Raw genomic sequence first — 15,641 nt, 5'->3', positions numbered from 1 at the left:
AACGCCGCCCGCACCGGCGCTTCCGCGCTGATCACCCCGGCCAGCTAGGGCCGAACCACCAACAAGGCACGGCCGCGGTGGCCCAGCCGCCGACCGTCATCTCCTCCAGGAGGCAGAGACACATGACTACTCGAGTTGGTATCAACGGATTCGGCCGGATCGGCCGCAGCTACTTCCGCGCCGTCCTCGCGAAGGACACGGACCTGGAAATCGTCGCGATCAACGACCTGACCGATGCGGAGACGCTGGCCCACTTGCTCAAATACGACAGCGTGCTGGGCATCCTCTCGGAAACGGTGGAGGTGGACTCCGGAAACCTGATCGTCGGCGGCCGGAAGATCCGGGTTCTCTCGGAGAAAGACCCGGCAGACCTGCCGTGGAGCGATCTCCAGGTGGACATCGTGATCGAATCCACCGGGCGGTTCAACAAGAGCGGGGGCGCCCGCAAGCACATGGACGCCGGCGCCAAGAAGGTCCTGGTCTCCGCGCCCGCCAAAGACGAGGACATCACCATCGTGATGGGCGTCAACGACAGCGAGTACGATGCCGGGGCGCACCACCTGATTTCGAACGCCTCCTGCACCACCAATTGCCTTGCCCCGCTGGCCAAGGTATTGCACGAGAAGTTCGGCATCGAGCACGGACTCATGACCACCATCCACGCCTACACTGCCGACCAGAACCTGCAGGACGGCCCGCACCGGGACCTGCGGCGCGCGCGGGCGGCGGCCATCAACCTGGTGCCGACGTCGACCGGCGCCGCCAAGGCCATCGGCCGGGTGCTCCCTGACCTGCAGGGCAAGTTGGACGGCTTCGCGGTCCGGGTGCCAGTGCCCACCGGCTCGATGACGGACCTCACCGCCACCCTGTCCCGCGAAGCAACCGTGGAAGAGGTCAACGCGGCTTTCAAGGAAGCCGCCGCGGACCCGCACTGGGCAGGCATCCTCACCTATACCGAGGACCCGATCGTGTCGTCGGACATCGTCACAGACCCGGCGTCTTCGATCTTCGACTCGGGACTGACTAAGGTTATGGGTAACCAGGTGAAAGTTGTTGGCTGGTACGACAACGAATGGGGCTACTCCAACCGCCTGCTGGATCTGACCACTCTGATCGCATCGAAGCTGTCCTAGGCACGGCACCACCGTCCTCCGCACGAAGGTAGAAATGACTGCACATTCCCTTGATGAACTGCTGGCCGCCGGAGTCCGCGGACGCCACGTGTTGGTCCGTTCGGACCTGAACGTCCCGTTGGAGGGCGAAGCGCCTGCACTGACGGTGTCCGACGACGGGCGCATCCGCGCCTCGCTGCCGGTCATCACCAAGTTGGCAGAGGCCGGGGCCCGGGTCATTGTGACGGCACACCTCGGCCGGCCCAAGGGCGCCCCCGAGGAGAAGTTCTCGCTGCGGCCCGCGGTTGCCCGGCTGAAGGAGCTGGCAGCCGTCACGGTCAAGTTCGCCGAGGACACGGTGGGCCCGGCGGCCCGGGAGGGCGCGGCGGGGCTACAGGACGGCGAAGTGCTGGTGCTGGAGAACGTGCGCTTCGATTCCCGCGAAACCAGCAAGGACGACGCCGACCGCGGTGCTTTTGCCACCGAACTTGCCGCCCTCACCGGTGACGAGGGGGCCTATGTGGACGATGCGTTCGGCGCCGTGCACCGCAAGCATGCTTCGGTCTACGACATCGCCCGGCTGCTTCCGGCCTACCAGGGCGACCTGGTCCGCACGGAACTCCAGGTGCTGAACCGTCTCACCGAAGCGCCTCAGCGGCCATATGTGGTGGTGCTGGGCGGTTCCAAGGTGTCGGACAAGCTGGCCGTGATTGAGAACCTGCTGGGCAAGGCCGACTACCTGCTGATCGGCGGCGGCATGGTCTTCACCTTCCTCGCCGCCCAGGGACACAAGGTCGGCGCCAGCCTGCTGGAGAAGGATCAACTGGACACGGTCCGCGGCTACCTCGCCCGCGCCAAGGAGCTGGGGTGCACGTTCATCCTGCCCACCGACATTGTGGTGGCGGAGAAGTTCGCCGCCGATGCGGCATGGGAAGTGGTGCCCGCGGACAGTATCGAGTCGGCTTCCTTCGGCGCCGACGGCATCGGTCTGGACATCGGTCCGGAGTCGGCCGAAGCCTTCGCGCACCAGATCCATTCGGCGAATACGGTCTTCTGGAACGGGCCCATGGGTGTCTTTGAGTTCGATGCCTTCGCCAATGGGACCCGCACCGTGGCCAAGGCGCTCACCGGCAGCGACGGCTTCACCGTCGTCGGTGGCGGCGATTCCGCTGCTGCCGTCCGTACCCTGGGCTTTGACGACGACGCGTTCGGGCATATTTCCACCGGCGGCGGAGCCAGCCTGGAATACCTTGAAGGTAAGGAACTGCCCGGCCTGGCCGCACTCGACCGCTGACGGGACCGGGCCCCTCGCCGCGGTGAGGCTGGTCCCGGCAATGCCCATGCCCCAGCGCGGCCCGGCCGCGCCAATCGACGCCCAGCACCACAGATGGAGACCGCAGTGACCACTTCGACCAACGGCAAGTTCGACCGCAAACCGCTGATCGCGGGCAACTGGAAGATGAACATGGACCATGTCCAGGGCATCACGCTGCTGCAGAAATTGGCCTGGACCCTCAGCGATGCCCGGCACGACTACAACCGGGTTGAGGTTGCCGTCTTCCCTCCGTTCACGGATTTGCGCGGCGTGCAGACGCTGGTCAATGGCGACAACCTGAAGCTTGTCTACGGTGCGCAGGACCTCTCTCCGCATGATTCGGGCGCGTACACCGGGGACATCTCCGGACAGTTCCTGGCCAAGCTGGGCTGCAGTTATGTCCTCGTGGGCCATTCCGAGCGGCGGGAAATCCATGGCGAGGATGACGCCCTGCTGAACGAGAAGCTGAAGGCCGCCTACCGGCACAAGCTGACGCCGATTCTGTGCGTGGGCGAGGGCCTGGCGGTGCGCCAGGCAGGTGACCACGTGGAGCACACACTCAGCCAGTTGCGTGCCAATGTGGCCGGGCTCGACGCCGAGCAAGCAGCAAGGTTGGTCATTGCCTACGAGCCGGTCTGGGCGATTGGTACCGGGGAGGTGGCCGGCCCTGAGGATGCCCAGGAGATGTGCGCCGCCCTCCGTGCCGAGCTGGCCGTGCTCTTCGACCAGACGGTAGCAGCCGGCGTCCGGCTGCTCTACGGCGGTTCAGTGAAGGCGGGTAATGCTGCCGCCATCCTGAACGAGCGCGATGTCGACGGCGTGTTGGTGGGCGGGGCCAGTCTGGACGCGGGCGAATTTGCTAATATTGTCAGGTTCGAACACCATCTGCTGACAAAGTGATGTCTGCCCGCCACTGGGATATCCCGACAGCTGACGAAAGGCCACTGTGGAAGCTCTGAAGATCACTCTGCAAATCCTGCTGGGCATCACCAGCCTGCTGCTGACCCTGCTTATTCTGCTGCACAAGGGACGCGGCGGCGGCATGTCCGACATGTTCGGCGGCGGCATGACCACCAGCCTGGGCTCGTCCGGCGTGGCGGAGCGCAACCTCAACAGGTTCACGGTGGTCCTTGGACTGGTCTGGGGCACGGTCATCGTGGCACTCGGCCTGATGATGCGTTTCAGCGCTGAATCCTGACCGGTTTGCCGGCGGCGCTGCCGCCTTTCGGTCCTTTCAGGGACCGGTTTTCGGTGCTCCCGAATTTCCGAGAGAGATTGCTCCAACCCCTTAACCCTGCGCTGTTCCCACCGTAGACTGGTGCCCGATGCAGGGGGCATCGATTCTGGTCATCGGGGGCAAACATGGTTGATCCGTCGAATTCCTTTCGGGCCGTCCGGGTCGGTTCAGAAACGGGCGCCGGGCTCGCCGGTTGGCAGGCCGTGACCGGTCGGACGGTAGTGCCGGTTACCAAAGTCCCCGTCACCTACTGGTGCCCCAAGGGGCACCAGACCACACCGGTTTTCGCTAATCTCAGCGAAGCCGACATCCCTCCCTCCTGGGACTGCCCGCACTGCGGCCAGATAGCCGCCAGGGAGCCAGGCGGGGGCGGCGCCGAAGCCCGCAGCTCCGACGAACCCTACAAGAGCCATCTGGAATACGCCAAGGAACGGCGCAGCCCGGATGAAGCCGAGGCCGTAGTGGAACAGGCCCTGGAGAAGTTGCGGCGGCGACGGCGGGAAGCACTTCGCCGGGCCGAGTCAGGCCGGCGCCAAAACGACTAGGCGCCCGCTCGGGCCCTTTTTGTACCCGGGCACGGCATGTTATCCGGCGGGCCTCTTTGTCTCCGGGGCACGGCAGGTTATCTTGCAAACCGCCTTCGATGGTGGCGGCGCATGGTGCCGGGCCAAGCGACGGTGTCGCCGGGCAGCAGGATTCCGGGCTCTAGTCGTCGTCGCCGTTTTCCGCGGGGGAGAGCAGCGCCTCGGGCAGCTTCGACGCCGCATCCTGATCCAGCAGCCAGACCGTGCGCTTGCGTCCGCGGGCACCGGCGGCCGGAACCTGTACCGGGCTGGCACCGGCCAAGGCCAGCCCCACGGCTCCGGCCTTGTCGCTGCCGCCCACCACCAGCCACACCTCGTCGGCGGAATTGATCGCGGGCAGCGTCAGGGACACGCGCTCGGGCGGCGGTTTCGGCGCCTCTGTTTCGCCCACCGCGGAGCGGCCTTCGGTACGAATTCCGGCCATCTCGGGGAACAGTGACGCAATGTGTGCGTCAGGGCCGACGCCGAGCAACAGCACGTCGAACTTCGGCACCGGGCCGCCGGTGCCCTCATCGGCTGCTGCCTGTCGGAGGGCCGCGGAGTAGGCCGCGGCCGCGGCGTCCGGGTCGGCATATTCGCTGGCCGCGCCGAACGGGTGGATCCGGGCAGGGTCCAGCGGGAGTGCGTCGAGCAGCGCGTCACGCGCCTGGCGTTCGTTGCGGTCCGTGCTGTCCTTCGCGACGAAACGTTCATCGCCCCACCACACGTTCACCTTCGACCAGTCGAAGCCGGCAGGAACGTCAACCTCGGCTACCGCCTTCAGCGTGTTGATCCCCAGGCTGCCGCCGGTGAGCACCACGGTAGCTTCGCCGCGCTCGGACTGGACCGCTGCCAGCCGCTCGACCAGCCTGTTCGCGGCCGCGTTCGCCAGAGCGGCGACGTCGGAATGGACTATGACGTGTGGTTCAGCGTTCACTGCGGCGTACGCTCCTCAAATTGGTCCGGGGCAATCCATCGATCAGCACTTCACCGAAAACCTCATCCGGGTCGAGCCGGCGTAGCTCTTCAGCCAGGCATTCTTCCAGCGGCCGGCGCGGCAGGGAAATCCGCTGGACCGGTTGGCCCGGCATCAGCAGCTCGGCCACGCTGGGGCCGGGACGCAGGATGCGGATGTCGCCGGTGGTCCGCGAGATCCGTACGCCCCGGATACCGGTGCCCGCGGGGTCCTCCACGATGGTGACCGGCGCGTTCAGGGCCAGCGTCAGCCACGCCGCCAGCAGGACCGTGCTGGGGGAGTCGGAAGCCCCCTCCACCGCCACCGCGGTCACCGGGGCCGGCTCCAGCTGGTCAAAGACGGCAGCAAGCTGGATGCGCCAATTGGTCAGCCGGGTCCAGGCCAGGTCGGTATCGCCGGCGGTGTACGTGTCGCGGAGGCTGAACAGCGCCTGCTGCGGGTCGGGCTCGTTACCGGAATCCGTGATGCGCCGGTGGGCGATCCGGCCTACCGACGTGCGCGAGGCATCCTTCGGCATGCCATGCGGCCACCAGGCCACGATCGGGGCATCAGGCAGCAGCAGGGCGGCCACCAGGGACTCGCTTTCCGTAGCCAGCTGGCCGTACCCGTAGAGCACGATGACCTCGGCCGCACCGGCGTCGCCGCCGACCCGGATCTGGGCATCAAGCCGCGTCTTCGCTTTCGAGCCTGCATCCACCAGCGCAATGATCCGGCAGGGATGCTCCCGGCTGGCGGCGTTGGCCGCCAGGATGGCCTCTTCTTCATGGCCCAACGAGGTCGCCACCACCAGGGTGAGGACCCGTCCCAGGGCCACAACGCCGCCTTGCTCGCGCATGGCAACGATTTCCTTCGAGACCTTCGACGTCGTGGTGTTTTTGAGGTCTTTGATCACGGCCTTCTCCAAGTGCGTCCGTCGCGGGCCAGCAGTTCATCGGCCGACGCCGGCCCCCAGCTGCCCGGGGAGTAAGGTTCCGGCCGGGTGCGGCTCTCGGCCCAGTATTCCTCAAACGGATCGAGGATCTTCCAGGAGAGCTCCACCTCCTGGTGCCGCGGGAACAGCGGCGGCTCACCGAGCAGTACGTCCAGGATGAGCCGCTCATACGCCTCCGGACTCGACTCGGTAAATGCATGTCCGTAGCCGAAGTCCATTGTGACGTCGCGGACTTCGGTCTGGGTGCCGGGCACCTTGGAACCGAAGCGGATGGTGACTCCTTCGTCGGGCTGCACGCGGATCACCACCGCGTTTTGGCCGAAATCGTCCTCGGTATGGCTCGGGAACAGCAGATTCGGGGCCCGCTTGAAGACGACGGCGATCTCCGTCACCCTGCGGCCCAGCCGCTTCCCGGCCCGCAGGTAGAACGGAACACCGGCCCAGCGCCGGGTGTGGATGTCCAGCCGCAGCGCCGCATAGGTCTCGGTGACCGAATCGGGGTTGAAGCCTTCTTCCTCCAAATAACCAATGACCTTTTCACCGCCCTGCCAGCCGCCGGTGTATTGGCCCCGGGCCGAATGCGCCGACAGATCCTCGGGGAGCTTGACGGCGGCCAGCACCTTTTCTTTCTCCGCGCGCAGGTCCTCTGCTTGGAAGGAGATCGGCTCTTCCATAGCGGTCAGGGCCAGCAGTTGCAGCAGGTGGTTCTGGATGACGTCGCGGGCCGCACCGACGCCGTCGTAATAACCTGCGCGCCCGCCAATGCCGATGTCCTCCGCCATGGTGATCTGCACATGATCCACGTAGTTGGCGTTCCAGAGGGGCTCAAAGAGCTGATTGGCAAAGCGCAGGGCCAGCAGGTTCTGGACGGTTTCCTTGCCCAGGTAGTGGTCGATGCGGAAGACCGCATCCGGCGGGAACACCGACTCAACGATGTTGTTCAGCTCCCGCGCGGACTGCAGGTCATGGCCGAAGGGCTTTTCAATGACCACTCGGCGCCACGGCATGCCCGGCGCATCCTCGGTGGCCTGGGCGAGGCCGTGCGAGGAAAGCATTTGGCACACCTGCTCGAAAGCCTTGGGCGGGATGGAGAGGTAGAAAGCGTGGTTCCCCTGGGTCCCGCGCTGTTCATCGAGTTCCTTCAACGTGGCCCCGAGCTGCTCGAAGGCCTCGTCGTCGTCGAACGTCCCCTGGACAAACCGGATGCCGGCAGCCAGGTGGGTCCAGATGTCCTCGCGGAACGGTGTGCGGGCGTGCTGCTGCACGGCTTCTTTCACCTGCGCCGCGAATTCGGCGTCGTCCCACGGCCGGCGGGCAAAACCGACCAGCGCGAAACTGGGCGGCAGCAGTCCGCGGTTGGCCAGGTCGTAAACGGCCGGCATCAGCTTCTTGCGCGCAAGGTCTCCGGTGACGCCGAACAGCACCAGCGAACAGGGGCCGGCAATCCGGTCAAGCCGTCGGTCGCGGGGATCACGCAGCGGGTTGGCCGGACGACGGTGTGGGGTGGAAGGTGCCATTACTACTTTCCGGCGAGTTGGGACACGGCGTCGATGACCTGGCGCAAACCCGCGGCGCGGTCCGCCAAATGCAGGCGGAGCACGGGCCGGCCGGCCTCGCGCAGCACGTTGGCGTCGCCGGCGGCCTGGGCATCGATCAGTTCGCCGAAGCTGAAGGGGCGGCCCGGGATGGGGATGTCCGCGGCAGCTTCGCCGGTCAGCTGCAGGAAGACGCCGGTAGCCGGTCCTCCCTTGTGGAACTGGCCGGTGGAGTGCAGGAAGCGCGGCCCCCAGCCGAAGGTCACGGGACGGCCGGTTGCTTCTGCCAACAGCGGCCGGATCCGTTCCAGCTCGGCCTGGCCGAAGCGGTTCAGATAGGCCTGGACGCCGAGGTAGCCGTCCGGTCCGAGTTTGCCCAGCAGGTCGCGGAGCGCATCCGACAACGAACCGCCGACGGCCAACCCGCTGCCGCGGACCTGCACTGCACCGTCGGTGAAGTCAGGGAGCTGCGCCTCCGGACGCTCTTCCAGCAGCCCGCGCGCGGCGGCCTTGGCCGCCTCCACGTCCGGCTGGTCGAACGGGTTGATGCCCAGCAGGCGGCCAGCCACTGCCGTGGCGTACTCCCAGAGCAGCAGTTGGCTGCCCAGGCTGCCGCCGACGGCAATCTCGTCCGTGCCGAGTGCCACCTCGTGATCGGGGGAGACCAGCCGGACCACCAGCACGTCCGCGGCCTTGGAGACTGTCTCGGGGTCACCGGAGTCGACCACCACCGGCAGCAGTCCGGTGCCCAGCTTGCCGGTGGACTCGGCGATCAGCTGTTCGGCCCAGTCGCCGAAACCGACAATTCCGGAGCCTTCATCGGCAATGGCGATCTTGTTGCGCAGCGGCTCCGTGCCGGCCAGCGCGGCACCCAGCGCCAGGGCAATGTTGTCGGCGGAGTCCTCGGAGAGTACTTCGGCCGCTTCCTCGGCGTCGTCAAGCAGTTTTTCGATGTCCACCCCGGCCAGGCCCGAAGGGACCAGACCGAAGGCGGTCAGCGCGGAGTAGCGCCCGCCGACGTCGGGATCGGCGTTGAACACCGCCCGGTAGCCGGCTTCCCGGGAAGCCTGATCCAGCGGTGAGCCGGGATCGGTGACCACAATGATCCGCGACGCGGCGTCCAGACCCGCGTCGGCAAAAGCCTGTTCGAAGACCCGGCGCTGCGAATCCGTTTCCAGCGTGGAACCGGATTTGGATGCCACGATAATGGCGGTGTCGGCCAGCCGCTCCGCCAGGGCTGCACCCACCTGCTGCGGGTCCGTGCTGTCGAGCACGGTCAGCTCCACGCCGGCGGTATTGGCGATGACCTCCGGAGCCAGCGAGGAGCCGCCCATGCCAGCCAGCACGAACCGGGTCACGCCTTCGGCAGCAAGTTCCCTGCGCAGCTCCAGAATGTCTGCCACCAACGGCCGGGAGAGCGCGGCGGCATCCACCCAGCCGAGCCGGATTGCGGCCTCGGCTTCCGCGTCCGGGCCCCACAACGTATTGTCCTGGGCGGCGATCCGGGACGCCACGCGGTCCTCGACCAAAGTGTCGATGTGCCGGCGGATGGCGGCCAGCGCAGCTCCCGATGCTTCGAAGGCCAGCGAGCTCATGCCTTCTTGGCTCCCGGCGCCGAGTCCAGCGCGTTCTGGACGGTCTCCCGCAGCTGCTGCCAGCTGGTGACGAACTTCTCCAGGCCTTCGTCCTCGAGCAGTTCGACCACTTCGTTGTAGGAAATGCCGACCTTGGCGATCTGGTCCAGCACCTTGTTGGCTTCCTGGTAGCTGCCGGTCACCCGGTCGCCTTCGATCTTGCCGTGGTCGGCGACGGCTTCCAGCGTCTTCTCCGGCATGGTGTTGACCACGTTGGGGGCCACCAGTTCGGTGACGTATAGCGTGTCCGGGTAATCCGGGTTCTTCACGCCGGTGGACGCCCACAACGGCCGCTGCGGGCGGGCACCGGAGGCGGCCAGGACCTGCCAGCGTTCGGTAGCGAACTGCTCTTCGTAAATCTGGTACGCCAGCTGTGCGTTGGCGACGCCGGCCTTGCCCTTCAGCGCGGTGGCCTCGTCGGAGCCGATCGCGTCCAGCCGGTTATCGATCTCGCTGTCGACGCGGGATACGAAGAAGGAGGCCACCGAGTGCAGGCTGGCCAAGTCCTTGCCGTTCTCCTTGGCCTGCTCCAGCCCGAGCATGAAGGCGTTGATCACTTCGCGGTACCGCTGCAGCGAGAAGATCAGCGTGACGTTGACGCTGATGCCGGCCGCGAGGGTCTCGGTGATGGCTTCGAGGCCTTCGGTGGTGGCCGGGATCTTGATGAACGCGTTCGTCCGGCCCACGGCCTTGTGCAGGTGCTTGGCCTCTTCGACGGTGCCCTTGGTGTCGCGGGCCAGCCGCGGGTCCACCTCGATGGATACCCGGCCGTCCACGCCATCGGTGTCGGTGGCGAGGGCGGAGAACAGGTCGCAGGCTTCGGCGACGTCGGCGGTGGTGATGGCGAAGACCGCCGAGTCCACGTCAGCGCCGTCGGCGGCCAGCTGGTGGACCTGGGCCTCGTAGCTGCGGCCGTCCTGCAGGGCCGAGGCGAAGATGGACGGGTTGGTGGTGACGCCCACAACGTTCTTCTCGTCGATCAGCGCCTTCAGCGTCCCGGAACTGATCCGTTCGCGGGAGAGATCGTCGAGCCAGATGGAGACACCGGCATCGGAGAGTGCCTGGGTATTCGGGTTGGACATCGCGTCCTCCTTAGGAGTTGTTGATCTGTGCGAGCGAGTCGCGGGCGGCCTCGACAACGGCCTCGGCCGTGATGCCGAACTCGCGGAACAGGGTCTTGTAGTCGGCGGAGGCACCGTAGTGCTCCAGGGACACGCTGCGGCCGGCGTCGCCGACCAAGCCGTCCCAGCACTGCGCGATGCCGGCTTCCACCGAAACCCGGGCCTTGACGCCGGCGGGCAGCACGGATTCGCGGTAAGCGGCGTCCTGGCGGGCGAACCACTCAAGGCAGGGCACGGAAACCACGCGGGTAGCGATGCCGTCGGCCTGCAGAATCTCGCGGGCCTGGACGGCCAGTTGTACTTCGGAGCCGGTGGCCAGCAGGATCACCTGCGGCGTGGCGTCGGCGCCGTCGGACTGCGCTTCGACCAGGACGTAAGCACCCTTGGCCACGTTGTCGGCGGAGGCAAAACCTGATTCTCCGCGGTCGTAGACCGGCAGGTTCTGCCGGGTGAGCACAATGCCGGCCGGGTTGCTGTGGTTCTCCAGCATCGCCTTCCACGCCTGGGCGACTTCGTTGGCATCGGCGGGGCGCACGACGTCGAGGCCCGGGATGGCGCGCAGGCTCGCCAACTGCTCCACCGGCTGGTGGGTGGGTCCGTCTTCGCCGAGGCCGATGGAATCGTGCGTCCACACATAGATCGACGGAACACCCATCAGGGCGCCGAGCCGGATGGCCGGCCGCTGGTAGTCGCTGAAGATCAGGAACGTGCCGGAGAAAGCCCTGGTGTTGGAGCTGAGCACAATGCCGTTCACGATGGAAGCGGCCGCGTGCTCGCGGATGCCGAAGTGAAGCACCCGGCCGTAGGGGCCGCCAGACCACATTTCGGTCTGCCGCGACTCCGGCACAAACGAGGGAGCGCCTTCGATGGTGGTGTTGTTCGATTCTGCCAAGTCGGCCGAGCCGCCCCACAGTTCCGGCAGCACCGGACCAATGGCGTTGAGCACCTTGCCGGAGGCGGCACGCGTGGAGATGTCCTTGCCGGCAGGGAATTCGGGCAGCGCCTGCTCCCAACCCTGCGGCAGTTCGGAAGCCTGCACACGGTCCAGCAGCGCGGCGTTCTCCGGGTTGGCTTCCCGCCAAGCCTGGTAGCCGGTGTCCCAGTCCGCGCGGGCCTGCTTGCCGCGTGCGGCAACCTGGCGGGCGTGGTCCAAAACCTCCTGCTCGACGGAGAACTGCTGCTCCGGATCGAAACCGAGGACTTCCTTGACCGCGGCGACTTCTTCTGCCCCAAGTGCCGAGCCGTGGATCTTGCCGGTGTTCTGCTTCTTCGGCGCCGGCCAGCCAATAATGGTGCGCAGCGAAATGATCGAGGGCCGGGTCGTTTCGGCCTTTGCGGCCTTCAGCGCCTCGAACAGGGCCGGAATGTCTTCGGCGTACTCGCCGGTTTTGGTCCAGTCCACGCGCTGGGTGTGCCAGCCGTACGCTTCGTAGCGCTTGAGCACATCCTCGGTGAAGGCGATGTCGGTGTCGTCCTCGATGGAGATCTTGTTGTCGTCGTAGATCACCACCAGGTTGCCCAGTTCTTGGTGGCCGGCCAGCGAGGAGGCCTCCGAAGTGACGCCTTCCTGCAGGTCGCCGTCGGAGGCGATGACCCACACCGTGTGGTCGAAGGGGCTCTCGCCGGCGGCAGCATCGGCGTCGTACATGCCGCGGGTGCGGCGCTGCGCGTAGGCGAAGCCGACGGCGGAAGCGAGGCCCTGGCCCAGCGGGCCGGTGGTGATTTCAACGCCCGGAGTGTGCTTGTACTCCGGGTGGCCGGGGGTGAGCGAGCCCCAGGTCCGCAGCGCCTGCAGATCCTCCAACTCCAGGCCGTAGCCGGAAAGGAACAGCTGGATGTAGAGCGTCAGCGAGGTGTGGCCGGGGGAGAGGACAAAACGGTCGCGGCCCACCCACTGCGGATCGGACGGGTCGTGCCGCATGAACTGCTGGAAGATCAAGTAGGCGGCCGGCGCCAGGCTCATGGCGGTGCCCGGGTGGCCGTTGCCGACCTTCTCCACGGCGTCGGCTGCGAGAACACGCACTGTGTCCACCGCCCGCTGGTCCAGCGATGTCCACGACAATTCCTGATCTTGCATATGTGGCACCGGTGGGGCCCTTTCTGATCGAGATAGCAGCACCGACGGCCCGGAAAGGCGCCCGCAACTGCGGACCCGGCGGACCATTCGCCGTTGAACCTGCTTGAGCATTGTTGCGCCACATCCCCGCGGACTGGCGCTCGATCCCCACTCTATCCGTTGCGCCTGCAATGCGCAGGAAGCTTTACGGTGCGAGCAGTCACAGGTGCGCGCAGTCACACCGGCAGTCATGGTTTAGCGCTAGCTGACGCGGCCGCCGTGCGCGTCGGTTTCCTACTCGGAGCGATGTGCGCGTCGGTTTCACCCGGGCCGACGCAGCTACCGCTCGCGCCGGGCTCGCGCCGGCAGACGGCGGTACTGCGTGGGCCGGTTTCGCCCGGACCGACCCGGCTGTCCCGCGCGTCGGTTTCTACGACAGATAGAAGGAGTATGATGTAGGTGCACCTTGACCCGCCCTATGTGGCCGGGCGTTTTCGTGTGTCAGACGGACTCCAGCAGAACTGAGTGGTTTTTCCTTGAATATGCAGACCGTGCCGGACCAGGCGTTGGCAGTTCCGGCCAAGCCCGGCTTTTCGCGCAAGGCCAAAGCGTACATCGCGCTCACAAAGCCCCGTGTCATGGAACTCCTGCTGGTCACCACCCTGCCCACCATGATCTTTGCGCACGGCGGCTTCCCGGACCTCTGGCTGATGGCTGCCACGATGATCGGTGGCGCGCTGGCGGCCGGCTCCGCCGGCTCCTTTAACTGCTACATCGACCGCGACATGGACAAGCTCATGCACCGGACGGAGAACCGGCCGTTGGTGACCGGCGAACTCACTCCCCGCGAGGCTCTGGTGTTCTCCTGGGTCCTGGGCGTGGTGGCCGTCGCGCTGCTCTGGTTCGGCGCGAATCCGCTGGCCGGCATGCTGGGCGTTGGTGCGATCTTCTTCTACGTGGTCATCTACACGCTGATCCTCAAGCGCCGCACCTCGCAGAACATAGTCTGGGGCGGCGCCGCGGGATGCTTCCCGGTGCTCATCGCCTGGGCCGCTGTCACCAACACGGTGGCCTGGCCCGCTGTGATCCTATTCATGGTCATCTTCCTCTGGACGCCGCCGCACTACTGGCCACTGTCCATGAAGTACAGCGACGACTACAACGCCGCCAACGTGCCGATGCTTGGCGCCATCGCCAGCGCGCGCCAGGTATCCGTCCAAGTGGTCCTGTACGCATGGGCCACGCTGGCGTGCTCCCTGCTGCTGGCTCCCGTCGGCGGCGCCGGCTGGGTCTACACAGTCGTGGCGCTGGTGAGCGGCGGCTACTTTGTGTATGAATCGCACCGGCTGTACGCGCTGGCCAAGCGCGGAACCGAGACCCCCGCAGCCACGAACAAGAGCGCCATGCGGGTCTTCCACGGCTCCATCAGCTACTTGACCGTACTGTTCCTGGCTCTGGCGGTAGACCCCTTCATCGGCGGCCCCGTCTTCGGCTAACCGCCGTTCCTTTCGCGGCAATCCGTCGTTCCTTTGACGGCAAAACTGCCGCCAGACCCTGCGATCGCCGTTCCGTTGGTAGATTCCAACGCTTCCGGTACCACGGTCGCTGCTTGGGCAGACGAGCTCGGTTCGCTCCGTCGTCGTCCCATATCCAGTTTTGACGGGTCGCTGCACTTGTTCCAATGGCCTCTAGCGTCCGGCCAGACCTGCGCCGTGACGCTGGCGCCCGCCCGTACCTGAGCCATTGGGTTGTCGTCTAGCCGACCTTCAGTTCGTGCCATGGCGGCTCCCGCGCTGGCCTAAGATAACGGAATGAATCCATTCCGCGGTCTCATTGCCTACCCGGTGACTCCTTTCAATGACGACGGCAGCGTCAACTTTCGGGAGTTGAACCGTCACGTTTCCGCGGTAGCCGGGTCGCCGGTGGATGCAATAACGGTGCTCGGCAGCTCCGGCAATTTTGCCTATCTGGACCGTGCGGAACGGCGGGATGTCATCACCGCGGCAGTGGAAGCTGCCAAGGCAGTGCGACCGGATTTGCCGGTGTGCGCCGGCGTGAGTGCAGTGGGCACCCGGGAACTTCTGCAAAACATCGACGACGCCGCGGCGGCGGGTGTCGATGGGCTGTTGGTTTCGACCGTCTCGTACTACCCGTTGACGGACGAGGAGGTTGCAGCCCAATGTGCTGCGGCTGCCCGCCAGTCCGCGCTGCCAGTCTGCTTGTACAGCAATCCGCGCACTACTCAGTTCAGCTTCAGCTTGGAGTTAGTGGCGGAGCTGGCGGCTGAACCGACCATCGTCGCTGTGAAGGAATCAGCTGCTGATGCGGAAGTATTCCGTAAACGTTATGAGCATCTTCGCCGCCTGTTGCCAGCAGGGTCGAAGGACTTCAGCCACGGGATGAGCGGCGATGCCTTGATCGCTGACGCAGGATTCGCGGCCGATGCTTGGCATGGCGGTCCGATTGCCGTACTTCCTGCCCACTACCGCGTGCTGCGCGATGCTTTGGAAGTCGCTGACGTGGAAGCAACAGACGCTGCGCGCGCGGCGCTTGCCCCGTTGATGGGCTACTTCGGGACGCTAAGGCCGCTCAGTAACCTGTACGGCCTGGCCAGGGCGGCGGGCATCGACGCAGGCGACCCACGACTGCCGCTGCAGCCACTGCCGGGAAGCAGTCTGCGCGAACTAGCCCGGCTGCTCGAAGGCATCGAAGCGTTCCGCCCGGCCGAACGGGCATCGGCGGGGGAGTAAAGGCTCCGGGGCAGGGGGACAGCGGAGCCATTCGCGCGACGAGAGTAGGCCCGGCAGTCCCGACGTAAATTGCCGCGCGATTGCCGCCGCCCCGGACTTGTCGCCTCAGGGCGTTCGCGCCGCTAAGGCCTCTATCCGCATCCGCTGTCGCGCAAGCCGGGTGCACCTCCTGTCTCGCCTCCTGTCGTGCCGGGCGCACCTCGGATCAGATACCTCGGGCCTTCCGTATCGCCGCTGGAGCGCGGTCATTTGGCGAGGCGCCGAACAAAGTGGCCGTGGTGAAGTCTCTCGCGGCCAACCACGGGCCCACCGCTGTGCGCTTTCCAAAATGTCGTAGGCGGCTGGTTGGGTTGGGTTATGGATGGGATGGCGGAGCGGGAACCGGTTTCCGGGGAGGGCCGGCGGTTGCCC

Annotated in this window: 13 protein-coding genes; 7 read left to right on the top strand and 6 right to left on the bottom strand. The window is 66.2% G+C overall.

Going from position 1 to position 15,641, the window contains the following annotated elements:
- Positions 1-122: 122 nt before the first annotated feature.
- The 5 genes from gap (at position 123) to ACMX2H_RS18045 (ending at position 4,209) form a co-directional block, all read left to right on the top strand.
- On the top strand, positions 123-1,133 hold the full coding sequence (gene gap, locus ACMX2H_RS18065) for a type I glyceraldehyde-3-phosphate dehydrogenase (RefSeq protein WP_414962542.1): 1,011 nt from the start codon (positions 123-125) through the stop codon (positions 1,131-1,133).
- Between the two features lie 34 nt (positions 1,134-1,167).
- Positions 1,168-2,406 (top strand): phosphoglycerate kinase, encoded by a 1,239-nt coding sequence (locus tag ACMX2H_RS18060; RefSeq protein ID WP_414962540.1) that lies wholly within the window; start codon positions 1,168-1,170, stop codon positions 2,404-2,406.
- A 105-nt stretch (positions 2,407-2,511) separates the two neighbouring features.
- Positions 2,512-3,327 (top strand): triose-phosphate isomerase, encoded by an 816-nt coding sequence (gene tpiA, locus ACMX2H_RS18055; protein ID WP_414962539.1) that lies wholly within the window; start codon positions 2,512-2,514, stop codon positions 3,325-3,327.
- A 46-nt stretch (positions 3,328-3,373) separates the two neighbouring features.
- Entirely contained in the window at positions 3,374-3,625 is a 252-nt protein-coding gene (secG, locus tag ACMX2H_RS18050) for a preprotein translocase subunit SecG (RefSeq protein ID WP_127515609.1), read from the top strand.
- A 164-nt stretch (positions 3,626-3,789) separates the two neighbouring features.
- A complete protein-coding gene (locus ACMX2H_RS18045; RefSeq protein ID WP_414962536.1) occupies positions 3,790-4,209 on the top strand; it encodes an RNA polymerase-binding protein RbpA in 420 nt (139 codons plus the stop codon).
- A 160-nt stretch (positions 4,210-4,369) separates the two neighbouring features.
- Here the strand turns inward: ACMX2H_RS18045 and pgl are convergent, their stop codons facing one another.
- The 6 genes from pgl to tkt are packed head-to-tail and all read right to left on the bottom strand — an operon-like array spanning position 4,370 to position 12,501.
- Positions 4,370-5,164, bottom strand: a complete 795-nt coding sequence (gene pgl, locus ACMX2H_RS18040) for a 6-phosphogluconolactonase (protein ID WP_414962534.1) — start codon at positions 5,162-5,164, stop codon at positions 4,370-4,372.
- The gene (locus ACMX2H_RS18035; protein WP_414962532.1) at positions 5,154-6,095 is read right to left on the bottom strand and encodes a glucose-6-phosphate dehydrogenase assembly protein OpcA; all 942 of its coding nucleotides are present in this window, start codon (positions 6,093-6,095) and stop codon (positions 5,154-5,156) included. Before ACMX2H_RS18035 ends, pgl begins: the two co-directional genes overlap by 11 nt.
- Positions 6,092-7,651: a glucose-6-phosphate dehydrogenase gene (gene zwf, locus ACMX2H_RS18030; protein WP_136786809.1), complete on the bottom strand. Its 1,560-nt coding sequence runs from the start codon at positions 7,649-7,651 to the stop codon at positions 6,092-6,094. The genes ACMX2H_RS18035 and zwf overlap by 4 nt, the downstream gene beginning before the upstream one ends.
- 2 nt (positions 7,652-7,653) lie before the next feature.
- A complete protein-coding gene (locus tag ACMX2H_RS18025) occupies positions 7,654-9,264 on the bottom strand; it encodes a glucose-6-phosphate isomerase (RefSeq protein ID WP_414962530.1) in 1,611 nt (536 codons plus the stop codon).
- Positions 9,261-10,385, bottom strand: a complete 1,125-nt coding sequence (tal, locus tag ACMX2H_RS18020; RefSeq protein WP_414962528.1) for a transaldolase — start codon at positions 10,383-10,385, stop codon at positions 9,261-9,263. Before tal ends, ACMX2H_RS18025 begins: the two co-directional genes overlap by 4 nt.
- 10 nt (positions 10,386-10,395) lie before the next feature.
- Positions 10,396-12,501, bottom strand: a complete 2,106-nt coding sequence (gene tkt / locus ACMX2H_RS18015) for a transketolase (protein ID WP_414962544.1) — start codon at positions 12,499-12,501, stop codon at positions 10,396-10,398.
- A 521-nt stretch (positions 12,502-13,022) separates the two neighbouring features.
- Here tkt and ACMX2H_RS18010 point away from each other — a divergent pair.
- Positions 13,023-13,976, top strand: a complete 954-nt coding sequence (locus ACMX2H_RS18010; RefSeq protein WP_136786826.1) for a heme o synthase — start codon at positions 13,023-13,025, stop codon at positions 13,974-13,976.
- A gap of 315 nt (positions 13,977-14,291) precedes the next feature.
- Positions 14,292-15,230: a dihydrodipicolinate synthase family protein gene (locus ACMX2H_RS18005; protein WP_414962526.1), complete on the top strand. Its 939-nt coding sequence runs from the start codon at positions 14,292-14,294 to the stop codon at positions 15,228-15,230.
- Positions 15,231-15,641 lie beyond the last annotated feature (411 nt).

Source organism: Arthrobacter sulfonylureivorans (assembly GCF_047607445.1).
In the GTDB taxonomy this organism is placed as follows: Bacteria; Actinomycetota; Actinomycetes; order Actinomycetales; family Micrococcaceae; genus Crystallibacter; species Crystallibacter sulfonylureivorans_A.
This window is presented reverse-complemented; position numbering and strand designations above follow the sequence as displayed.